The sequence below is a fragment of the Streptomyces silvisoli genome (assembly GCF_029269905.1).
Lineage (GTDB): Bacteria > Actinomycetota > Actinomycetes > Streptomycetales > Streptomycetaceae > Streptantibioticus_A > Streptantibioticus_A silvisoli_A.
On sequence record NZ_JARJBC010000010.1, the window covers coordinates 131,798 to 153,943 of the forward strand.

Genomic DNA, 22,146 nt, shown 5'->3' on the forward strand with positions numbered 1-22,146 from the left:
CGCCAAGGCGCCGCGAGCCGCGTCACAGCGCCACCGCCTGCGCCGCCCCGTCGCCCGCCGCCGACCAGGTGGTCAGCGGGGTGAGACCGCGGTGCCCCACGGTGCCGAAGACGGTGACCGGATGGCCGCCGGAGACCGCGGCGAGCCGCCACAGGCCCGGCCGCCCCAGCCGCCGCGGATCCACCGGAAGCGCCGAGTCCCCCTGTCCGTCGGCCAGTTGCCAGCCGCCCGGGTCGGGTATCGGCACCACCCCGGAGAGCACCACCGGCCATTCGTCCAGCCAGGGGTCCGCGCGCAGCGCCTCCCCGTACCCGGACAGTGCCTCCCCGACCGGCACGCCCTGCGGTGTGTGGCCCGGGACCGGTGGGCCGTGCCGGGTGCCCAGCGCGGCGCGCAGCGGCAGCCCACCCGGGTGGTAGGCCAGCTCGGCCTCCAGCGACCGGCCCACCGGCAGCGCCACCTCCGGCGCCCGGCCCGCCGCTCCGAACGACAGCAGCAGCGCCGAGCGACCGCTGCGCACACCGCGCAACCAGATGCGGCGGGTGGTCATCGCCCCGTCCACACTGTCCTGTTGGGCGAGCACCAGCCAGCTGTCCCGGAGCGTCGGACCGGCCAGCAACTCCGCGCCGACGGTGGTGAATCCGAGCCGGGCACGGACCGTGTCGGCCAGCGGGCCGGGCAGCGAGTCCAGGGCGAGGCAGCCGCGGGCCAGCAGGTGCAGCATCGCGTACTCCTCCAGCAGCCGCGACGGCCAGTCGCCGCCGGACATCGGTATCGCCCCCAACTCCCGGGCCCGCGCGGCGAGTCCGGGCGCTTGGGCGTCGACCATGCGGGCGGCCACGCCGTGCCAGTCGTGCTGGTCCTCCCGGCCCGTGGCGAGCCCGCCGCGCAACTGGTCGACCAGCCGGGCCTCCAGCTCGACCGCGCCCGCCGCCACCCGCTGGGCGCGCCGCTCGGTTCGTCCGCGGGCGGCCTGTGGGTCGGCCACCGCGCCCCCGCCGTCGCGCCTGGCCGCCTTCTCGCGCACCGCCGCCGTGCGCTTGGCACACCACTGCGCCACCCACTCCGGCGGCTCTGCCTCGTCGGTGCCCGCGGGCAACTCGCCCCGCGCCCAAAGCAGCAGCACCCCCAGGGCGTGCTTGCACGGGAACTTGCGGCTGGGGCAGCTGCAGTTGAACGCCGGACCCGCGAGATCGACGGCCGTGCGGTACGGCTTGCCGCCGCTGCCCGCGCACAGCCCCCACACCACCGCACCGCCACCGTCCCCCGACGGTCCCGCGGCGCCCGTGCCGGACCACGGCCCTGGTACGGCCAGCCGGGTACCCGCCTTTTGCGACGCGGCGTCAGGAGCAAGCGCGAGCACCTGCTCCACCGACCACCGCTGCTCGGTGTCCTCCATGCCCACGACGCTACGAGCCACCACTGACAACCGGCCCTGACCTGCGGCTTACCCCTCTCCGAGGGGGATTGTCAGTGGTCTCGTGCAACCTGGGGCCACACAAGTTCCCTGCCAGGAACGACCGTTGGGGGAGTCATGTCCGAAGAGGCCCTGCGTCCGCATGCCGAGGACGCCTTCGCCGAGGAGCTGAAGGCGCTGTCGGCCGTCGACGACCGCCCGCGCCCCGCCCGTTGGCGGCTGTCGCCGTGGGCGGTGGCGACCTATCTCATGGGCGGCACGCTGTCCGACGGAACCGTCATCAGCCCGAAGTACGTGGGACCGCGGCGGATCATCGAGGTGGCCGTCTCCACCCTCGCCACCGATCGCGCGCTGCTGCTGCTCGGCGTGCCCGGCACCGCCAAGACGTGGGTGTCCGAGCACCTCGCGGCGGCCGTCAGCGGCGACTCCACGCTCCTGGTCCAGGGCACCGCGGGCACGCCCGAGGAGGCGATCCGCTACGGCTGGAACTACGCCCACCTGCTGGCGCACGGCCCCAGCCGGGCCGCGCTGGTGCCCGGGCCGGTGATGCGCGCCATGTCCGGGGGCGGCATCGCCAGGGTCGAGGAGCTGACCCGCATCCCCGCCGACGTCCAGGACACCCTCATCACCATCCTGTCGGAAAAGACCCTGCCGATAGCGGAGTTGGGCGAGGAGGTGATGGCGGTACGCGGCTTCAACCTCATCGCCACCGCGAACGACCGGGACCGCGGTGTCAACGACCTGTCCAGCGCGCTGCGCCGCCGGTTCAACACCGTCGTGCTGCCGCTGCCCGCCACCGTGGAGGACGAGGTGGACATCGTCGCGCGGCGGGTGGACCAGATAGGCCGGGGCATTGAGCTGCCGCCGGTGCCCGAGGGCACGGACGAGATCCGCCGCGTCGTCACCGTCTTCCGCGAACTGCGCGACGGCATCACGGCCGACGGCCGCACCAAGGTGAAGTCCCCGTCCGGCACGCTTTCCACCGCCGAGGCGATCTCCGTGCTGACCGGCGGCCTGGCGCTGGCCGCGCACTTCGGCGACGGGGTGCTGCGCCCCTCCGACGTCGCCGCCGGAATCCTGGGCGCGGTGGTGCGCGACCCGGCGGCGGACCGCGTCATCTGGCTGGAGTACCTGGAGTCCGTGGTGCGTGAGCGCGACGGCTGGAAGGACTTCTACCGGGCCTGCCGCGAGGTGACCGGATGAGCGTCCCGCATGAGCGGCCACTACTGCTCGGGGTGCGGCACCACGGGCCGGGCTCCGCCCGGGCGGTGCGCGCCGCGCTGGAGCGGTACCGGCCGGAGGCGCTGCTGGTGGAGGGGCCGCCCGAGGCGGACGCCGTGGTGGGGATCGCGGCGCAGGCGGGGCTGCGGCCACCGGTGGCGTTGCTGGCGCACGCGGCGGACGATCCGGCGCGGGCCGCGTTCTGGCCGTTCGCCGAGTTCTCGCCGGAGTGGGTGGCGATCCGCTGGGCGCTCGGCCGGGACGTGCCGGTGCGCTTCATCGACCTGCCCGCCGCCCACACCCTCGCCCTGCGCGACGAGGCCGACGAGGCCGACGAGGAGAGCGGGCAGGAGGCCGCCGCGCGGGTCGATCCGCTGGCGGTGCTGGCCGGGGCCGCCGGACACGACGACCCGGAGCGCTGGTGGGAGGACGTCGTGGAGCACCGCGCCGACGGCGGCCCGGACGCCGACCCGCTGGCCCCGTTCACCGCGCTCGCCGAGGCCATGACCGCGCTGCGCGAGCGGCACGCGGACGGCGGCCACCCCCGCGACGCGGTACGCGAGGCCCATATGCGGCTGCGGATCCGCGAGGCCGCCCGCGAGTACGACCGCACCGCCGTGGTCTGCGGAGCCTGGCACGTACCGGCGCTGGCCGCGCCCGCCACCGCCACCGCCGACCGGCAGACGCTGCGCGGCCTGCCCAAGGTGAGGACCGAGATCACCTGGGTGCCCTGGACCCACCGCAGGCTGCGCCGCCGCAGCGGCTACGGCGCCGGAATCGACTCGCCCGGCTGGTACCGGCACCTGTTCACGGCCCCGGACCGCCCCCTGGTGCGGTGGATGACCGCGGTCGCCGGGCTGCTCAGGGCCGAGGACCGCCAGGTGTCGTCCGCCCACGTCATCGAGGCGGTACGGCTCGCCGAGACGCTGGCCGGGATGCGCGGTCGGCCGCTGGCCGGTCTCGCCGAGACCATGGACGCGGTACGGGCGGTGATGTGCGAGGGATCACAGCTGCCGCTGGCGCTGATCCACGACCGCCTGGTGGTGGGCGACGACCTCGGCGAGGTCCCCGACACCGCCCCCGCCGTACCGCTGGCCCGCGACCTGGCCCGCCAGCAGCGCACCCTGCGGCTCAAACCCGAGGCGGCGGAACGGGAGTTGGACCTGGACCTGCGCCAGGGCACCGACGCCGCCCGCAGCCGACTGCTGCACCGGCTGGCCCTGCTCGGCATCCCCTGGGGCGAGCCGGTCCGCTCCCGTACCGCCAACACCGGAACGTTCCGGGAGAGTTGGCGGCTGCGCTGGGAGCCGGAACTGGCGGTGCGGGTGGCCGAGGCCGGGGTGTGGGGCACCACGGTGGAGTCTGCCGCCACGGCGAAGGTCGAGGACACCGTGGTGGCCGCCGCCCGGCTCGGCGAGGTCACCGCGCTCGCCGAGCGGTGTCTGCTCGCCGCGCTGCCCGACGCCCTGCCGACCGTGTTGCGGGTACTCGCCGACAAGGCCGCGCTCGACGCCGACGTCGGCCATCTCGCCCAGGCACTGCCCGCGTTGGCGCGCTCCGCGCGCTACGGCGACGTACGCGGCACCGACGCGGGCGCGCTGCGCGAGGTCGCCGAGGGCATCGCGCTGCGCATCTGTGTGGGCCTGCCGCCCGCCTGCGTGGCGCTGGACGAGGCGGGCGCCACCGAGATGCGCGGCCATCTCGACGCCGTGCACTCGGCGGTCGGCCTGCTGGCGGCGTACCGGCCGGGCGAGCGCTGGACGGCCGTGCTGACCTCGCTGGCCACCCGGGACAGCACGGTCGCGGGCACGATACGCGGCCGGGCCGCCCGGCTGCTGCTGGACGAGGGACGGTTCGACGCGGCGTGGGCCGCCCGGCTGATGGGGCTCGCCCTGTCACCCGGCAGCACGCCGAGGGACGCCGCGGGTTGGCTGGACGGGTTCCTGTCCGGCGGCGGAGTGCTGCTGGTGCACGACCGGCAGTTGCTGGCCCTGATCGACGGCTGGCTGTCGGCGGTACCGGACGAGGCGTTCACCGACGTACTGCCGTTGGTGCGGCGGACGTTCGCCGAGTTCGAGCCCGGTGTGCGGCGCACGGTGGGGGAGTTGGTGCGACGTGGGCCGGGAGCGGCCGGGCCGGGGGCGGCCGAGGTGTACGGCAACGGCTTCGGGGAGGGACTCGACGCCGCCCGCGCCGATGCCGTACTGCCCACGCTGCGGCTGCTGTTGGGGGCCGGCGCCCAGGTCGGTCACAGGGAGGGGAGCAGCGCATGACGACCGACGACGAGCGGCTTCGCCGCTGGCGGCTGGTGCTGGGCGGCGAGGCGGACGGCACCGGATGCCGGCTGGCCGGCTGGGACCTGCGGATGGACGCCGCCCTCGCCGCGCTCTACGGCGGCGGCAACCAGTCCGCTGCCGACCGCGCGGCGGGGCTCGGCGGCTCAGCGCCGAGGGTGGCCCGCTGGTTGGGCGACATCCGCACGTACTTCCCCACCTCGGTGGTCCAGGTGATGCAGCGCGACGCCATCGACCGGCTCGGGCTGTCCGCCCTGCTGCTGGAGCCCGAGATGCTGGAGGCCGTGGAGGCGGACGTCCATCTGGTCGGCACGCTGCTCTCGTTGCACCAGGCGATGCCGGAGACCACCAAGCAGACGGCGCGGACCGTGGTGCGCAAGGTGGTGGCCGACCTGGAGGCGCGGTTGGCGACCCGTACCCGGGCGACGCTGACCGGCGCCCTGGACCGCTGCGCACGCGTTCGGCGGCCGAGGCACCGCGACATCGACTGGGAGCGCACCATACGCGCCAACCTGAAGAACTACCTTCCGGAACACCGCACGGTGGTGCCCGAGCGGCTGGTCGGCTACGGGCGGGCGGCACAGGGCGTCAGGAAGGACGTGGTGCTCTGCGTCGACCAGTCGGGGTCGATGGCGGCCTCCGTCGTCTACTCCTCCGTGTTCGGCGCCGTACTGGCCTCGATGCGGTCGATCGCCACCAAACTGGTCGTCTTCGACACCTCAGTGGTGGACCTCACCGATCAACTGGACGACCCAGTGGAGGTGTTGTTCGGCACCCAGCTCGGCGGCGGCACCGACATCAACCGTGCGCTCGCGTACTGCCAGACGCTGATCACCCGGCCCAGCGAGACCGTGGTGGTGCTCATCAGCGACCTGTACGAGGGTGGGATACGCGACGAGATGCTCAAGCGGGTCGCGGCGATGAAGGCCGCGGGCGTGCAGTTCGTGGCGCTGCTCGCGCTGTCGGACGAGGGAGCGCCGTCCTACGACCGGGAGCACGCGGCGGCGCTCGCCGCGCTGGGCGCGCCCGCGTTCGCCTGCACCCCTGACCTGTTTCCCGAGGTGATGGCGGCGGCCATCGAGAAGCGACCGCTGCCCATCCCCGACGACGCTCCGCCCATAACGGACATGAAGCCCCATCAGTAGCAAGCGGAATACCGGGCTTGCGCCAGCAAGCCCGTACCCGCAAGGATCGAGGCTGTCACCCGGAACGTGTGTCATCCGTACGGGAAGGTCTCCCACTTGCTGCCTGCCGCGCTTGCCCTGCCTGCTGCCGTCGTGCGTCCGCGCACCACGGCCGCTCGGCGTGCGCTCCAGGTGGCGCTGTTGCTCGGGGGCTTCCTCGCGCTGGCGTTCGTACTGAGCGGGCAGGCGCACGCGGACTCACCGGACGCGGTGTCCCTGCGATACGCGGGGACACCTTTCGGCGCGGTGGACGAGGTCGCGCCAGCGGCACCGCTCCACGCCGTCGCGCAGGGCGCCGCACAGCGGTTCGCCGCTGGCGCGCAGCAGGCCGACCGGGGCGTCAAGGACACGGTGGCGGCGGCCACCAGCAGCGTGCGGCCGGTGACCGGCCTGCTCGGTGCCGTCCAAGACGCGGCCGGCCAGGTCACGTCGCCCATCGCCGGTGCCACCGGCGCAGGGCACGGCGACCCCGGCAACCCGGTCAGCAGCGCGCCAAGGCCCCTACCGCACAAGGCGGTTCCGGCGCACGTCGGCACCGCACCCGCCGCCCGACCCACCGCTTCCGTGGCGGGCCGGTACCCGGCGGGCGCCGCGCACCGTGCCGCGGCGCACCCGGCGCACCAGCGACGCGACGGGCGGGCACCGGCCCAACTCCCGTTCCCCGCAGGCCACTCGGGCCACCCCGGCGAGGGTGACGGTTCCACCCACCACACGGGTGACGCGCACGCCGCGCTGTTCGCGGACGGTGCGCGGTTCCACCTGGGCGCGGACGTGCCGCGCCCCGCGAACGGTTCGTCGCCGTCCCGTCGGTCGACGGACGTCTCCGTCCAGCCGGACTAGGCGGTCCCGGCACCACCCGGTGCGTTGGCACGGGTGATCGCGCCCCACGTGCCCCACGCGGCTCCTTGTAGTCATGTGGCCATGTGGCGGACCGCCGCCGGTCGCTGTTCAGCCGGTCTCGGACTCCGCAGGTACGGGCGCACCGCCCCTCGCTCCCAGCGCATCGCGTGGTCGAGCCGTTCCATGACGCATCAGCCGGCGTCGCTCGTCAGTCGACGCCTAATCAATCCCCCTGTCACGCAGCCCAGTTGATCGACGCTGCGTAGATCAGTGATCCGCAAGGAGCAGGTTCACCATGCGTACCAGCATTCGCCGTGCCGTCATCGTCGCCGCCGCCGCTTCCGGTATCTGGGCGGTGGGCAGCGTCGCCGCCAACGCGGCCGTACTGCCCACCGTTCCCGGCACCGGCACCCTGACCGGCGCCGTCAGCTCGGTCACCGGCCAGCTGCCCGCCACCGGTTCGCTGACCGGTACCGCCACCGGCGCCGTCAGCTCGGTCACCGGCCAGCTGCCCGGCACCGGCTCGCTGACCGGTACCGCCACCGGCGCCGTCCGGTCCGTCGAGGGCCTGACCGGCGCCGGCCACACCATGCACCCCGGGCTGGCCCCCCAGGGCAAGGGCCGCGGCCCGGTCAAGGGTCTGCCGGTCGCCCCCACCCGTTCCGTCGACACGCTGACCGGCGCGGCGCACGGCCTGACCGGCAAGGGCCTGCCGACCGGGGCCGTCAAGCACGTCACCGACACGGCCAACGGCGCCGTCAAGCACGTCGGTCAGCTGCCGTCGACCACCTCGGTCCCGTCGCTGCCCGAGCTGCCGAACCCGGGTCGGGCCACCGACCTGGCCAACGGCGTCCTGGCCGTGGGTTCCCGGCTTGACGCCCTGACCAAGCTGACCAAGGCCGCCAAGCTCCCGTCCGGCCTGTCCACCGTGCCGAGCGTGCCGTCCGGCCTGCCCACCGCCGTGCCGACCGCGGGTCTGCCGTCGGTGCCCTCCGTTCCGGCCGTGCCCGGCGCCGTGCACGCCGTCACCGCGCAGGTGACGCCGGCCGTGGCGCAGGTGACCGCCGATGTGCTGCCGCCGCTGGGGCAGCGCGTGGTGGCCGGTGTGCTGCCGGTGGCCCAGGGCGCGGTCACCGGTGCCGGCACCCTGGCGCAGACCGAGGGCGCCCAGCTGCCGCCGTTCGCCAACGGTGTGGTCAACCAGGTCAAGCCGTTCGCGGCCGGTGTGGCCGCCCAGGCCGTGCCGTTCGCCAAGGGCGTCGCCGCCCAGGCGGTGCCGTTCACCGAGGGTGCGGCCGCCCAGGTCGGCCCGCTGGCCCGGGGCGTCGCCGGTGAGGCGGCCGGGTTCGCCCAGTACACCGCGCGCAACGTCGCCGGCCACGTCACGGTGATCGGTGAGGGCACCGTGTACGACGTCAAGCTGGTCGTCGCCTCGCTGCCCGAGGGCGGCACCGCGGCCGGTCTGACCGGCCCGGCCGCCGTCCCGGGCCTGCCGGCCGCCGTCTGAGCCGGGCCGCCGTCCGACCCGGACGGCGCGCCACCCGACTGGGCGGCTCCGGGCGAGTACCTCCCCTTACTCGTCCGGGGCCGCCCGGCCTGCGTTTTTACGCCCGTTTCGTGGCGTCCGCCTTGCATCTGTGGCTTGGTACAGCAGTTCGGTCGCTGACTCTGTGACCGTTCTCACCGCTTCGGTGCGGTCTGGAATTTAGACCGGTGCCACAGGCAGGGATAACCTGCGAGGCGGACATGCCGCGTACCTGGTCGACGTGAGCGCCCTCTAACAGATCGCGTAGTCACGCTGCCCGTCACATCACGGCACGCCCACGCAGACAACTAACCCGCGATCACCAGACTGCGATTTAGAGAAGCAAAGGGACGGACGCGCGTGGACCTGTTCGAGTACCAAGCGAGGGATCTCTTCGCGAAGCACGGAGTACCCGTGCTCGGCGGCGAAGTCATTGACACCCCTGAGGCAGCGCGCGAGGTGGCCGAGCGTCTCGGTGGCCGCGTGGTCGTCAAGGCCCAGGTCAAGACCGGCGGCCGCGGCAAGGCCGGTGGTGTGAAGCTGGCCGACGACCCGGCGGACGCCGTGGAGAAGGCCACCGCGATCCTGGGCATGGACATCAAGGGCCACACGGTCCACAAGGTGATGCTGGCCCAGACCGCGAGCATCGCGGAGGAGTACTACGTCTCCTTCCTGCTGGACCGCGCCAACCGCACCTTCCTCGCCATGGCGTCCGTCGAGGGCGGCATGGAGATCGAAGAGGTGGCGGCCACCAAGCCCGAGGCCCTCGCCAAGATCCCGGTCGACGCCAACGAGGGCGTCACCGACGCCAAGGCCCGCGAGATCATCGAGGCCGCCAAGTTCCCGGCCGAGCTGCACGACCAGCTGGTCGAGGTCCTCAAGAGCCTGTGGACCGTCTTCATCAAGGAAGACGCGCTGCTCGTCGAGGTCAACCCGCTGGCCAAGACTCCCGAGGGCAAGGTCCTCGCGATCGACGGCAAGGTCTCGCTGGACGAGAACGCCCGCTTCCGTCAGCCGGAGCACGAGGCGCTGGAGGACAAGGCCGCGGCCAACCCGCTGGAGGCCGCCGCCAAGGCCAAGGGCCTCAACTACGTCAAGCTGGACGGCGAGGTCGGCATCATCGGCAACGGCGCGGGCCTCGTGATGAGCACCCTCGACGTGGTCGCCTACGCGGGCGAGAAGCACGGCAAGGTCAAGCCCGCGAACTTCCTCGACATCGGCGGCGGCGCCTCCGCCGAGGTGATGGCGAACGGTCTGGAGATCATCCTGGGCGACCCGGACGTGAAGTCCGTGTTCGTCAACGTCTTCGGCGGCATCACCGCGTGCGACGCGGTCGCCAACGGCATCGTGCAGGCCCTGGAGTTGCTGAAGTCCAAGGGCGAGGACGTCAACAAGCCGCTGGTCGTCCGACTCGACGGCAACAACGCCGAGCTGGGTCGCAAGATCCTGACCGACGCTAACCACCCGCTGGTCCAGCAGGTGGACACCATGGACGGCGCCGCGGAGCGGGCCGCCGAGCTGGCTGCGAAGTAAGGGACGAGGTCACCAACACCATGGCTATCTTCCTCACCAAGGAATCCAAGGTCATCGTCCAGGGCATGACCGGCTCCGAGGGTCAGAAGCACACCCGGCGGATGCTCGCCTCCGGCACCAACATCGTCGGCGGCGTGAACCCGCGCAAGGCCGGCCAGAAGGTCGACTTCGACGGCCAGGAGATCCCGGTCTTCGGCTCCGTCAAGGAGGCCATCGAGGCCACCGGCGCCGACGTCACCGTCATCTTCGTGCCGGAGAAGTTCACCAAGGACGCGGTCATCGAGGCGATCGACGCCGAGATCCCGCTGGCCGTCGTGATCACCGAGGGCATCGCGGTGCACGACACCGCCTCGTTCTGGGCGCACGCCCAGGCCAAGGGCAACAAGACCCGGATCATCGGCCCGAACTGCCCCGGCCTGATCACCCCCGGCCAGTCCAACGCGGGCATCATCCCGTCGGACATCACCAAGCCGGGCCGCATCGGTCTGGTGTCGAAGTCCGGCACGCTGACCTACCAGATGATGTACGAGCTGCGCGACATCGGCTTCTCGTCGGCGGTCGGCATCGGCGGTGACCCGATCATCGGCACCACCCACATCGACTGCCTCAAGGCGTTCCAGGAGGACCCCGACACCGACCTGATCGTGATGATCGGTGAGATCGGTGGCGACGCGGAGGAGCGCGCGGCGGCCTACATCAAGGAGCACGTGACCAAGCCGGTCGTCGGCTACGTCGCCGGCTTCACCGCCCCCGAGGGCAAGACGATGGGCCACGCGGGCGCGATCGTCTCCGGTTCGTCCGGCACCGCCCAGGCGAAGAAGGAGGCCCTGGAGGCCGCGGGCGTCAAGGTCGGCAAGACCCCGTCCGAGACGGCGCGCCTGGCGCGTGCCGCGCTCAACGGCTGAGCCCCCAGCTGACCGAAGAGGTCCGCCTCCCCGACAGGGGGGGGCGGACCTCTTCGTCTTCGTACCGCGCAGAGCGTGAGCGGCCGGGGGCGGAGCCCCCGAAAGGGGGCCTGCGGGGGCGCGGCCTCCGGACCCCAACCCCCTTTCGGGGGGCGAAACCATTCCTTTTCGTGCCGTACCGCACGCATTCGCGCGCAACATGCAGCATTAGGTGACGTGACCCAATTGCTGCACCGCTTCAGGTTGTTGTACCGGCATGACCATGCCCTCCGCTTCTCGCCGAAGGCCGCCACCGCCATGTTCGGTGGGGTGGTCGCCGCCGGGGCCGGGCTCGCGGCGCTGGCGGTGCTGGCGTTGTCGTTGTGGACCATCTCGCCGTACTCCGCCGGAGGCCCCGGCACCGCCTTGCACGTCGCCGCCGCGCTGTGGCTGCTGGCGCACGGCGCCGAGCTGTCCCGAAGCGACGGGCTGACCGGCGGCACCGTACCGATCGGGGTCACCCCGCTGCTGCTGACCGCGCTGCCCGCGTGGCTGCTGCACCGCATCGCCGCGCAGGCGCTCACCCCCGACCCGCTGGCCGACGGTGAAGGCCCGGACGGCGAACCGGAGTTGGGGCCGGTCGCCGCCACCGGATGGCTGGTCGCCGGGTATCTGCTGGTGGCGCTGGCCGCCGCGCTCTACACCGACGACGGTCCGCTGCGCGGGGAACCGCTGTCCGCGCTGCTGTGCGTACCGCTGGTGGCCGCGCCGGTGGCGGCCGTGGGCGCCTGGACGGCGTACGGGCGGCCGACGTCGGCGCTGGCGAACTGGGCGCCGCCTCCGGTGGCCTGGCTGCTGCCGCGCGGCGGCGCGAGCACGGGACTGCGGGCCGCCGGGGTGGCGGTGGGCGCGGTGGTGGTCGGCGGCGCGCTGCTCAGCGGCGGTGCGCTGGCGTGGCACGCGGGCGCGGTGGGCGATGACTTCGGCCAGCTCACCGGTTCGTTCTCCGGACGGTTCGCGGTGCTGCTGCTGATCGTCGCGTTGGTGCCCAATGTGGCGCTGTGGGGCGCGGCCTACGCGCTGGGGCCGGGGTTCGCGCTGGGCGTCGGCGGTGCGGTGTCGCCCGCCGGGGCCTACGGGTATCCGCGGGTGCTGCCGCACTTCCCACTACTGGCGGCGCTGCCCTCACCGACCGGTCGCGACGGCGGATCACCCTTCCTGTGGCTGGTGTTGGCGGTCCCGGTCGCCGCCGCGGCGGTGTTGAGCTGGTACGTGGCCCACGCGGCGGTACAGCACGACTGGACGGTGCCGGGCACCGCGGCGGTGGTGGCGCTGGCCGCCCTGTGCGGTGGCGCTGTGCTGGCCTGGTCCGCCCTGCTGGTGGCCGGTCCCATGGGCACCGGTGCCCTCTCCAGCTTCGGTCCGGTTGCCTGGTCCATGGGAGTGGCACACTTCGGCTGGATGCTGGGTCTGGGGCTCCCCGGAGCGCTCGGCGTCCGCTGGTGGCTGCTGTCCCGGGCCGGGGCAGGCGTGTAGCCGTCGCGGGCCGCGGTGGACCCGGGGGGATCGCCCCGAGGAAATCCGCCGTGACGGCGCCCGACAACGACGAAACCCGACCGGCGCTCCCAACGCGCCTCCAACTCGGAGGGCGGAACGCGCGAGGACGTCAGTCCTGAGCCCCGAGGACCTGTCGGAGTTGCGAGGGCAGCAACTGGCTGCAAGCCTGCCGCGCGGGCTGCGTCAGCGCGTCGTTGACGCACGAGTAGTAGTTCCGGTACGCCAGTTGGAACGTGAAGCTCGCGGCGACGATCGCCAGCGCCACGACGCCCGTCAGGATTCCGCTCAAGGCCGCGGTGAACTGCGGCCGTTGCCCCTCCTTGGGCTTGGCGCGCAGCGAGCTGACCCCCCAGTACAGCGCCAGCACCCCCAGCAGCAGTGCCACCGGAGCCATGCTGAACAGCCCGAAGAACAGCCCCCACATACCCGCCAGCAGCGCGTAGCGTGCCCGCCGCTGCGCCGGGTCGGTCACATCGAACCGAGGTCCCTCGGGCCGCACCGGGCCACGGGAGCCGAACTGGCCGTTGGACGGGTCGTGACGCTCCGGCTGCCGGTCGCTCCACCGTTCGCCCTGGCCGCTCCTCGGCTGCCACGGCCGATCCGGCGTGCCCTTCGGCGGCGGCGCGAACGGATCCCGCTCCTGCTCGTCGGACGGCGCCTGGCGCTCACGCAGCGCGGGGGTCGCGAGCGGGGCGGGGCCCGGATCGCGATAGGTGGTGATGCGGACGCTGCTCATGGTTGGTTGCGCCATCCCCTTGCCGTCGGCTTCCTCGTGCGTCGTCGCACGTCATCAGACGCTACCCGGCTCCGTCGCCCCCGTCCCCGTGGGGGCCGGACGCCGTGCCGGTATCGTTGCTGACGGTCGGCGCCTTCGTAGGGTTCCCTGGATCTCAAGGACCCTCCGTTTTGTACGACCACACAAACGAACGGTCCCGCGAGAAAGAACCCCTGCCGTGGCCCCCGCCGAGTCCGTACCGTCCGCCCGCCCGTGCCGCCTGGTCGTCCTGGTCTCCGGTTCCGGCACCAACCTCCAGGCCCTGCTCGACGCCATCGCCGGTGACCCCGAGTACAAGGCGCGGATCGTGGCGGTGGGCGCCGACCGGGAGGGCATCGCCGGTCTGGAGCGGGCCGAGCGGGCCGGGCTGCCCACCTTCGTGTGCCGGGTCAAGGACCACGAGGACCGCGCCGCCTGGGACCTCGCGCTGGCCGAGGCGGTCGCCGGGTACCAGCCGGACCTGGTCGTCTCGGCGGGCTTCATGAAGATCCTGGGCAAGGAGTTCCTGGGCCGCTTCGGCGGCCGGGTGATCAACACCCACCCGGCGCTGCTGCCCAGTTTCCCCGGCACCCACGGGGTCCGGGACGCTCTCGCGTACGGCGCCAAGGTCACCGGCTGCACCGTCCACTTCGTCGACGACGGCGTCGACACCGGCCCGATCATCGCGCAGCGCGCGGTCGAGGTCCGGGACGAGGACGACGAGGACACGCTGCACGAGCGCATCAAGGAAGTCGAGCGACGGCTGCTCGTCGAGGTCGTCGGGCGGATCGCCCGCGACGGCTACCGCATTGAGGGAAGAAAGGTCATCGTCCCGTGAGTACGAAGCGCCCCATCCGACGGGCCCTGGTCAGCGTCTACGACAAGACCGGCCTTGAGGAACTGGCCCGAGGGCTGCACGCGGCCGGGGTCGAGCTGGTCTCCACCGGATCGACCGCGAAGAGGATCGCCGACGCCGGGGTGCCGGTCACCCCGGTCCAGGAGCTGACCGGCTTCCCCGAGTGCCTGGACGGCCGGGTCAAGACCCTGCACCCGAGGATCCACGCGGGCATCCTGGCCGACCAGCGGCTGGAGTCGCACCGCGAGCAGCTCGCCGAGCTGGGCGTCGCCCCGTTCGAGCTGGTGGTGGTCAACCTGTACCCGTTCCGGGAGACCGTCGCCTCCGGCGCCTCGCAGGACGAGTGCGTGGAGCAGATCGACATCGGCGGCCCCTCGATGGTCCGCGCCGCCGCCAAGAACCATCCGTCGGTCGCGGTGGTCGTCAACCCGGCCCACTACGAAGAGGTGTTGAAGGCCGCGGCGGACGGCGGCTTCGACCTGGCCGCCCGCAGGAAGCTGGCCGCCGAGGCGTTCGCGCACACCGCCGCCTACGACGTGGCGGTGGCCAACTGGTTCGCCACCGACTACGCCGCCGACCAGGACACCGCCTTCCCGGAGTTCCTGGGCGCCGCCTTCGAGCGCAAGAACGTGCTGCGCTACGGCGAGAACCCGCACCAGGGCGCCGCCCTCTACACCGACGGCACCCCCGGCCTGGCGCAGGCGGAGCAGTTGCACGGCAAGGAGATGTCGTACAACAACTACGTCGACACCGAGGCCGCCCGCCGTGCCGCCTACGACCACGACGAGCCGTGCGTGGCGATCATCAAGCACGCCAACCCCTGTGGCATCGCGATCGGTTCGGACGTCGCCGAGGCGCACCGCAAGGCGCACGCCTGTGACCCGCTCTCCGCGTTCGGCGGCGTGATCGCGGTCAACCGGCCGGTGAGCGTGGCGCTGGCCGAGCAGGTCGCGGAGATCTTCACCGAGGTCATCATCGCGCCCGGCTACGAGGACGGCGCGGTCGAGGTACTGTCCCGGAAGAAGAACATCCGGGTGCTGCGCTGCGCCCACCAGCCGTGTGAGCGGCGGGAGTTCCGGCGGATCGAGGGCGGTCTGCTGATGCAGGTCAAGGACCTGTTGCAGGCGGACGGCGACGACCCGGCCAACTGGACGCTGGCCACCGGCGATCCGCTGGACGAGGCGGCCCTGCGGGAGTTGGCCTTCGCCTGGCGGGCCTGCCGCGCGGTGAAGTCGAACGCGATCCTGCTGGCCAAGGACGGCGCGACGGTCGGCGTCGGCATGGGCCAGGTCAACCGCGTCGACTCGGCGCGGCTGGCGGTGCAGCGGGCGGGCGCCGAGCGCGCGGCGGGCTCGTACGCGGCGTCGGACGCGTTCTTCCCGTTCCCCGACGGGCTTGAGGTGTTGACCGAGGCGGGCGTCAAGGCCGTTGCGCAGCCGGGCGGTTCGGTGCGCGACGAGGCGGTGATCGAGGCGGCGCGCAAGGCGGGCGTCACGATGTACCTCACCGGCACGCGGCACTTCTTCCACTGACGCAGACCAGGAAGAAGCCGCCAACGCGTAAGGGGCGGCCCGCAGTCGCGGGCCGCCCCTTGGGGTTCACGCGTTACTTCTTGACGACCACGGTTCCGGCCGCGCGGTCGTGCCAGCCCTGGAGCTTGCCGGAGTTGTCGAAGAACGGCGACAGGTACACCAGCAGCGCGCCGATGTAGCACAGGAAGGCGCCGACGATCGGGATGATGTAGCGGATGAAGCCGCCGCCCAGGCCCGGGGCCTGGCCGTTGGACTCCTTGACCACCTTCAGGCCCATCGCCATCTTGCCCAGCGTGGCGCCGAGGAAGGAGATCATCAGCCACTCGTAGAGCAGCGCGAACAGCGCGAACGTGCCGATGAAGGCGAACATCACCGCGATGACGCCGGAGCCCGCGTTGAGGTTGTCGTTCAGGCACTGCGAGTACTCGGGCGTGCCGTAGGTGTAGACCGAGCAGTCCTTGTTGCTGTGCGCGACGCCCATCACGCTGGCCATGCCCGCGAACATGACGATGGTGATCACGATTCCGGCGACCAGGCCGTCGATCAGCCGGGCCAGGAAGCGCTGGCCCATCGTGGCGACCTGGACGGTGCCCAGGTAGGCGATGTTGATGTACCCGTTGTTGGCCTGGACCGTGCCCGGCGCCTGCTGCGGGTAGCCGTACGGCGCGGCGTTCGGGTCGTACCCCGGCTGCTGCTGGTAGCCCGGCTGCTGCGGGTAGCCGTACGGAGGCTGTCCTTGCGGCGGCTGCTGCGGGTAGCCGTACTGCGGCTGGCCCGGAGGCTGCTGCTGCGGGTAGCCGTACGGCTGCTGCGGCGGCTGGCCGTACGGGTCCTGGGGTCCGGGCGGGTAGCTCACGTAACAGTCCTTACAACGAGAAGCGGGGACGAACCGGACCATGAAAGATCCGGGCATGATTGAGCACCCTGTTCCCCCGTGGTCCAGCGACCCCATGGTTCTAGCACCCGGCGGGCCATGTCCAGACAGCACCCACTGGGCCAGCCGGTATGTGGGGAATTACGGCGAATGACCGGACGGATCTGGTCCGGATTGGTTCACGGCGGGCCGCATCCGCGAGGATGGGAGCATGACCGCCCAGATTCTCGATGGCAAGGCCACCGCCGCCGCGATCAAGTCCGAGCTAGCCGAGCGCGTCAAGGCGCTCAAGGCCCAGGGCGTCACGCCCGGCCTGGGCACCCTGCTGGTCGGTGACGACCCGGGCAGCCGCTGGTACGTCAACGGAAAGCACCGCGACTGCGCGGAGGTGGGCATCGCCTCCATCCAGCGCGAGCTGCCCGCCACCGCCACCCAGGAGGAGATCGAGGCGGTCGTACGGGAGCTCAACGAGAACCCGGCATGCACCGGCTACATCGTCCAACTGCCGTTGCCCAAGGGCATCGACACCAACCGCGTGCTGCAGCTGATGGACCCGGCCAAGGACGCGGACGGCCTGCACCCGATGAGCCTGGGCCGCCTGGTGCTCAACGAGACCGGGCCGCTGCCGTGCACCCCCAACGGCATCGTGGAGCTGCTGCGCCGGCACGGCGTGGAGATCAACGGCGCGCACGTGGTCGTCGTCGGCCGGGGCATCACCGTCGGCCGCTCCATCGGCCTGCTGCTCACCCGGCGCTCCGAGAACGCCACCGTGACCCTGTGCCACACCGGCACCCGGGACCTGCCGGGCCTGCTGCGCCAGGCGGACATCATCGTGGCGGCGGCGGGCGTGCCGCACCTGGTCAAGCCGGAGGACGTCAAGCCGGGCGCCGCCGTGCTGGACGTCGGCGTCAGCCGGGACGAGAACGGCAAGATCGTCGGCGATGTGCACCCCGGCGTACGTGAGGTGGCCGCCTGGCTGTCGCCGAACCCGGGTGGTGTGGGCCCGATGACCCGCGCCCTGCTGGTCCAGAACGTCGTGGAAGCGGCCGAGCGGGCGGCCGACGCCGCGCACTGACGGAGAGGGGCCCCTCGTGGCCGGAACAGATCCCCGGGGGGCAGCCCCCGGGCCGAACGGCGCGGGCGCCAAGGCGAACGGCACCGCCGCGAAGCTGAAGGACACCGCCGCCCGGGCGACCGCCGCCGCCAAGCAGCCCGACGGCGCGGGCGCCGAGGCCAACGGCACGGCCGCGAAGGCGAACGGCGCGGGCGCCAAGGCGAACGGCACCGCGGGCCGAGCCACCGGCAAGCCCGCCGCCAAGGCGGGCGCGCCGTCCCACCGCTTCCCCGAGGTCACCCAGGACACCGCGCGCCCCGAGGGCGGCGGCCGGGCCGCCGGCGGGGCGGCTCCGGCCCCGGCCCGGCAGTGGCCGCTGCTGACCGTGTTGGGCGGGGTCGCCCTCGGCCTGGCCATCACGGCCGCGGGCGGTTTCCGGGTCGGGCTGATCCTGGTGGGCGCGTGCCTGCTGCTGGGCGCGGTGCTGCGCTGGCTGCTGCCCGAGGTCGGCATGCTCGCCGTCCGCAGCCGTTTCACCGACCTGATCACCTACGGCGGGCTGGGCTCCGCCATCGTGCTGCTGGCCCTGATGATCCAGCCGAAACCGATCCTGCACCTGCCCTTCCTGGACGACATCGTGCACTTCGCCGTCCGCTGACGTTCCATGGAACGGGGGAAGCGGAAACGGAAGCGGCGCCATGGCCAAGATCAAGGTCGCCCGTCCCGTGGTCGAGCTGGACGGCGACGAGATGACCCGGATCATCTGGCGGTTCATCAAGGACCAGTTGATCCTGCCGTACCTCGACATCGAGCTGAAGTACTTCGACCTGGGCATCGAGCACCGCGACGCCACCCGTGACCAGGTCACCGTGGACGCCGCCAACGCGATCAAGAAGTACGGCGTCGGCGTCAAGTGCGCCACCATCACCCCGGACGAGGCCCGGGTCGACGAGTTCGGCCTCAAGGAGATGTACCGGTCTCCCAACGGCACCATCCGCAACATCCTCGGTGGCGTGATCTTCCGCGAGCCGATCATCATCGCCAACGTCCCCCGGCTGGTCCCGGGCTGGACCAGGCCGATCGTGGTCGGCCGCCACGCCTTCGGCGACCAGTACCGCGCCACCGACCTCAAGGTCCCCGGCCAGGGCACCCTCACCATGACCTTCACGCCGAAGGACGGCTCGGACCCGGTGGAGCTTGAGGTCTACGAGTTCCCCGGGGCCGGTGTGGCGCTGTCGATGTACAACCTGGACGCCTCGATCCGCGACTTCGCGCGGGCGTCGTTCCGCTACGGCCTGGACCGCGGCTTCCCGGTCTACCTGTCCACGAAGAACACGATCCTGAAGAAGTACGACGGACGCTTCAAGGACATCTTCCAGGAGGTCTTCGACACCGAGTTCCGCGACGACTTCGGCAGGGCCGGGCTGACCTACGAGCACCGGCTGATCGACGACATGGTCGCCGCCGCCCTGAAGTGGGAGGGCGGCTACGTGTGGGCGTGCAAGAACTACGACGGCGACGTGCAGTCCGACATCGTGGCGCAGGGCTTCGGCTCGCTCGGCCTGATGACCTCGGTGCTGATGACACCGGACGGCCGGACCGTGGAGGCCGAGGCCGCGCACGGCACCGTCACCCGGCACTACCGCCAGTACCAGCGGGGCAGGCCGACCTCCACCAACCCGATCGCCTCGATCTTCGCCTGGACCCGCGGCCTGGCCCACCGCGGCAAGCTGGACGGCACCCCCGGGGTCAGCGACTTCGCGCACACCCTGGAGCGGGTCTGCGTGTGGACCGTCGAGGGCGGCCAGATGACCAAGGACCTGGCGCTGCTGATCTCCCCCGACCAACCGTGGCTGACCACCGAGGAGTTCCTCGCCGCGATCGACGAGCACCTGAGGGCGCGGCTCGCTCTCGCCTGATCTGGCCGGAATGCTATGGCCGACGCGACGCGTTGCGACCAACCGCTGCCTGACAGGCATGGCTTGGGGTAATCACCGTGTGGGGTGATTCCCATCGGGGGACGCGTTGCATAGATGGGCGGGGGAGAGGCATGGCACGTTGGCAGCCGTTACCGGACGGCCTTGAGGCCCAGCTACGCGAGCTGGTGCGGTACACCCGCGGCACCAAGGACCGCCCGCCACGGCGAATGGTCGCGCCGCGGGGCGCCTTGGCTGGAGGTGACACGCTGCGGCTGGTCGAGCTGTGGGAGACCGCGGCGCGTGGTGCGAGCGTCGATCCGCCGGTGTGGGGCCGCGAACCCTTCGTCGGCTTCGAGGACTTCACCGCGCCGCTGGTCTCCGAGCGCCGGTCCCGCCAGCGCCGCGCGGTGCTCGCCGCGGCCGTGGCGATCGTGGTGCTCGGCGGCGGCCTGGCCAGCGGCTACGCGCTGCTGCCCGGCGCGCAGCGGGACACCGGTACGGGGGCGGCGGGCGAGCTGCCCGGCTTCCCCTGCCACGACAAGGTGCAGGACGGCCGCCACTACGCCGGTTACGTGCAGACCAGCACGGACGTGGTGGGCGAGGGCGCGAACGGTCCCCAAGTCACCGAGATCCAGTGCCTGTTGCGGCGCCAGCGGGTGGACACCGGCACGGTCAACGGTCACTTCGGGCGGCGCACCGCGGACGCCGTCAAGGCCTACCAGAGGACCCACCGCCTCCCGGCGGACGGTGTGGTGGGCAAGGACACCTGGGTGCGGTTGCGCGCGTGAGCCGCCTGACCGACGACCCGGCCAATCCGGCCGGCCACCCGGAATGTCCCTCGTGTGAGGGAGCAGGATTCGGTCAGCCCGCGCGGGGGCAGCCGGGGGAACCGGAGCAGCCGTGGCCCGAACCCACCCGCAGCCGACTGGAGCTGGCCGTCTGGACCGCGCTGGCCGCGGGCGCGGTGGCCCTCGCCGTGGGCGCCGTGCTGCTCCTCGTCGGCGCGGTGCCCAACTCCACCGCCACCGAGGTCGCGCCGCCGTTCTGCCAGGGCCGCAGCTGCGCCGGTCTGGACCCGGACGTCACGCTGTGCGCCGACGACGCGGTGACCACGGCGTCCGCGTGGCTCGCCGGGCGCGAGGTCGACCTGCGGGTCAGCACCCGCTGCCGGGCCGCCTGGGCGCTGCTGCGCGATCCCCGGGCGAGCGACGCCATCGAGGTGCGCGGCGCGCACGGCGACGTACGGTGGCAGAACGCCCAGGGCACCGGGGTACGGGCGTTCACCCCGATGATCCCGGACACGCGCGGCGAGGCCGTGGAAGCCTGCCTCGCCGCCCGCGACGGACGGGTCTGCGCGCACCCCGAAGCACACCCGGACGAAGGACACCCGTAAGCGGTGACCCGGGCCACACCCTCCCGAGGGCTCGACGCGCCCTAGGTCCGATAGCCTGACGGCGGATCTCTCGGCGTCGAGACATCGGCAGTCACCGGCGCCGGACCATCCCGAAACAACAGGGGCCGGGGCGCCCAAAAAACACAGCGCAGGAGATCGCAATGACCCGCACTCCCGTCAACGTCACTGTCACCGGTGCGGCTGGCCAGATCGGCTACGCACTGCTTTTCCGCATCGCGTCCGGGCAGCTCCTCGGCGCCGACGTTCCGGTCAAGCTGCGCCTGCTGGAGATCACGCCGGCCCTGAAGGCAGCCGAGGGCACCGCCATGGAGCTGGACGACTGCGCCTTCCCGCTGCTCAAGGGCATCGACATCTCCGATGACCCCAACGTGGCCTTCGACGGTGCCAACGTGGCCCTGCTGGTCGGCGCCCGCCCCCGCACCAAGGGCATGGAGCGCGGCGACCTGCTGGAGGCCAACGGCGGCATCTTCAAGCCGCAGGGCAAGGCGATCAACGACCACGCCGCCGACGACATCAAGGTCCTGGTGGTCGGCAACCCGGCCAACACCAACGCCCTGATCGCCCAGGCCGCCGCCCCCGACGTACCGGCCGAGCGCTTCACCGCGATGACCCGCCTGGACCACAACCGCGCGATCACCCAGCTCGCGAAGAAGACCGGCGTCGCCGTCTCCGAGATCCGCAAGCTGACGATCTGGGGCAACCACTCCGCCACCCAGTACCCGGACATCTTCCACGCCGAGGTCGCGGGCAAGAACGCCGCCGAGGTCGTGAACGACGAGAAGTGGCTGGCCGAGGAGTTCATCCCGACCGTCGCCAAGCGCGGCGCCGCCATCATCGAGGCCCGTGGCGCCTCGTCGGCCGCCTCCGCCGCCAACGCCGCCATCGACCACGTTCACACCTGGGTCAACGGCACGAAGGAGGGCGACTGGACCTCCATGGGCATCGTCTCCGACGGCTCCTACGGTGTTCCGGAGGGCCTGATCTCCTCCTTCCCGGTCACCACCAAGGACGGCAAGTTCGAGATCGTCCAGGGCCTGGAGATCAACGAGTTCTCCCGCACCCGCATCGACGCCTCCGTCAAGGAGCTTGAGGAGGAGCGCGAGGCCGTCCGCGCCCTCGGCCTCATCTGAGCCCGCAGACACCAACTGGGCCCCGCCGTCGGCACGTTGCCGGTGGCGGGGCCCAGTGATTTGTTCAGTCGCGGGGGAACTCGGCGGTGGTAAGGGTCAGTCCGATGACGGTGTCGGTGAGGTCGACGGGCACGCCGAAGGCGGCGGTGAGTTCGCTG

Annotated in this window: 19 protein-coding genes; 16 read left to right on the forward strand and 3 right to left on the reverse strand. The window is 72.3% G+C overall.

Annotated elements, in window-relative coordinates; translation table 11 throughout:
- Positions 1-22: 22 nt before the first annotated feature.
- Positions 23-1,399 (reverse strand): SWIM zinc finger family protein, encoded by a 1,377-nt coding sequence (locus P3G67_RS18005; protein ID WP_276094356.1) that lies wholly within the window; start codon positions 1,397-1,399, stop codon positions 23-25.
- 135 nt (positions 1,400-1,534) lie between these two features.
- Between P3G67_RS18005 and P3G67_RS18010 the strand changes: the two genes are divergently transcribed.
- From P3G67_RS18010 to P3G67_RS18045, 8 genes are all read left to right on the forward strand, one after another.
- On the forward strand, positions 1,535-2,620 hold the full coding sequence (locus P3G67_RS18010; protein WP_269853659.1) for an ATP-binding protein: 1,086 nt from the start codon (positions 1,535-1,537) through the stop codon (positions 2,618-2,620).
- Entirely contained in the window at positions 2,617-4,911 is a 2,295-nt protein-coding gene (locus P3G67_RS18015) for a DUF5682 family protein (protein ID WP_276094357.1), read from the forward strand. Before P3G67_RS18010 ends, P3G67_RS18015 begins: the two co-directional genes overlap by 4 nt.
- On the forward strand, positions 4,908-6,077 hold the full coding sequence (locus tag P3G67_RS18020) for a VWA domain-containing protein (protein ID WP_276094358.1): 1,170 nt from the start codon (positions 4,908-4,910) through the stop codon (positions 6,075-6,077). Before P3G67_RS18015 ends, P3G67_RS18020 begins: the two co-directional genes overlap by 4 nt.
- A 96-nt stretch (positions 6,078-6,173) precedes the next feature.
- Positions 6,174-6,956 carry a hypothetical protein gene (locus P3G67_RS18025; protein WP_276094359.1) on the forward strand — a complete coding sequence of 261 codons (783 nt, stop codon included), beginning with the start codon at positions 6,174-6,176 and terminating at the stop codon, positions 6,954-6,956.
- A 295-nt stretch (positions 6,957-7,251) separates the two neighbouring features.
- Entirely contained in the window at positions 7,252-8,463 is a 1,212-nt protein-coding gene (locus P3G67_RS18030; RefSeq protein WP_276094360.1) for a hypothetical protein, read from the forward strand.
- A gap of 378 nt (positions 8,464-8,841) precedes the next feature.
- Positions 8,842-10,014 (forward strand): ADP-forming succinate--CoA ligase subunit beta, encoded by a 1,173-nt coding sequence (gene sucC, locus P3G67_RS18035; RefSeq protein WP_269853654.1) that lies wholly within the window; start codon positions 8,842-8,844, stop codon positions 10,012-10,014.
- Between the two features lie 20 nt (positions 10,015-10,034).
- Complete coding sequence (sucD, locus tag P3G67_RS18040) at positions 10,035-10,919, forward strand: succinate--CoA ligase subunit alpha (protein WP_269853653.1); 885 nt, start codon at positions 10,035-10,037, stop codon at positions 10,917-10,919.
- Positions 10,920-11,135: 216 nt separating this feature from the next.
- Positions 11,136-12,434 (forward strand): cell division protein PerM, encoded by a 1,299-nt coding sequence (locus P3G67_RS18045; RefSeq protein WP_276094361.1) that lies wholly within the window; start codon positions 11,136-11,138, stop codon positions 12,432-12,434.
- A gap of 130 nt (positions 12,435-12,564) precedes the next feature.
- Here P3G67_RS18045 and P3G67_RS18050 read toward each other — a convergent pair whose 3' ends face one another.
- Positions 12,565-13,191 carry a hypothetical protein gene (locus P3G67_RS18050; protein ID WP_276094362.1) on the reverse strand — a complete coding sequence of 209 codons (627 nt, stop codon included), beginning with the start codon at positions 13,189-13,191 and terminating at the stop codon, positions 12,565-12,567.
- Between the two features lie 217 nt (positions 13,192-13,408).
- Between P3G67_RS18050 and purN the strand changes: the two genes are divergently transcribed.
- Both purN and purH read left to right on the forward strand, forming a co-directional pair.
- The gene (purN, locus tag P3G67_RS18055) at positions 13,409-14,047 is read left to right on the forward strand and encodes a phosphoribosylglycinamide formyltransferase (protein ID WP_276094363.1); all 639 of its coding nucleotides are present in this window, start codon (positions 13,409-13,411) and stop codon (positions 14,045-14,047) included.
- Positions 14,044-15,597 (forward strand): bifunctional phosphoribosylaminoimidazolecarboxamide formyltransferase/IMP cyclohydrolase, encoded by a 1,554-nt coding sequence (gene purH / locus P3G67_RS18060; RefSeq protein ID WP_276094364.1) that lies wholly within the window; start codon positions 14,044-14,046, stop codon positions 15,595-15,597. Before purN ends, purH begins: the two co-directional genes overlap by 4 nt.
- Positions 15,598-15,670: 73 nt before the next feature.
- On the opposite strand, the gene P3G67_RS18065 is transcribed toward purH, so the two are convergent.
- Positions 15,671-16,453 carry an RDD family protein gene (locus P3G67_RS18065; protein WP_276094365.1) on the reverse strand — a complete coding sequence of 261 codons (783 nt, stop codon included), beginning with the start codon at positions 16,451-16,453 and terminating at the stop codon, positions 15,671-15,673.
- A gap of 229 nt (positions 16,454-16,682) precedes the next feature.
- On the opposite strand from P3G67_RS18065, the gene P3G67_RS18070 reads away from it, so the two are divergent.
- The 6 genes from P3G67_RS18070 to P3G67_RS18095 all read left to right on the forward strand — a co-directional run bounded on the left by P3G67_RS18070 (position 16,683) and on the right by P3G67_RS18095 (position 21,988).
- Positions 16,683-17,546, forward strand: coding sequence for a bifunctional methylenetetrahydrofolate dehydrogenase/methenyltetrahydrofolate cyclohydrolase (locus tag P3G67_RS18070; RefSeq protein ID WP_269853647.1), 864 nt, complete (start codon positions 16,683-16,685; stop codon positions 17,544-17,546).
- Positions 17,547-17,562: 16 nt separating this feature from the next.
- The gene (locus P3G67_RS18075) at positions 17,563-18,183 is read left to right on the forward strand and encodes a DUF3017 domain-containing protein (RefSeq protein WP_276094366.1); all 621 of its coding nucleotides are present in this window, start codon (positions 17,563-17,565) and stop codon (positions 18,181-18,183) included.
- 40 nt (positions 18,184-18,223) lie between these two features.
- Positions 18,224-19,444, forward strand: coding sequence for an NADP-dependent isocitrate dehydrogenase (locus P3G67_RS18080; RefSeq protein WP_269853645.1), 1,221 nt, complete (start codon positions 18,224-18,226; stop codon positions 19,442-19,444).
- A gap of 131 nt (positions 19,445-19,575) precedes the next feature.
- Entirely contained in the window at positions 19,576-20,232 is a 657-nt protein-coding gene (locus P3G67_RS18085; protein ID WP_269853644.1) for a peptidoglycan-binding domain-containing protein, read from the forward strand.
- The gene (locus P3G67_RS18090; protein WP_276094367.1) at positions 20,229-20,837 is read left to right on the forward strand and encodes a DUF2690 domain-containing protein; all 609 of its coding nucleotides are present in this window, start codon (positions 20,229-20,231) and stop codon (positions 20,835-20,837) included. Before P3G67_RS18085 ends, P3G67_RS18090 begins: the two co-directional genes overlap by 4 nt.
- Before the next feature lie 161 nt (positions 20,838-20,998).
- The gene (locus P3G67_RS18095) at positions 20,999-21,988 is read left to right on the forward strand and encodes a malate dehydrogenase (RefSeq protein ID WP_276094368.1); all 990 of its coding nucleotides are present in this window, start codon (positions 20,999-21,001) and stop codon (positions 21,986-21,988) included.
- Positions 21,989-22,146: the final 158 nt, after the last annotated feature.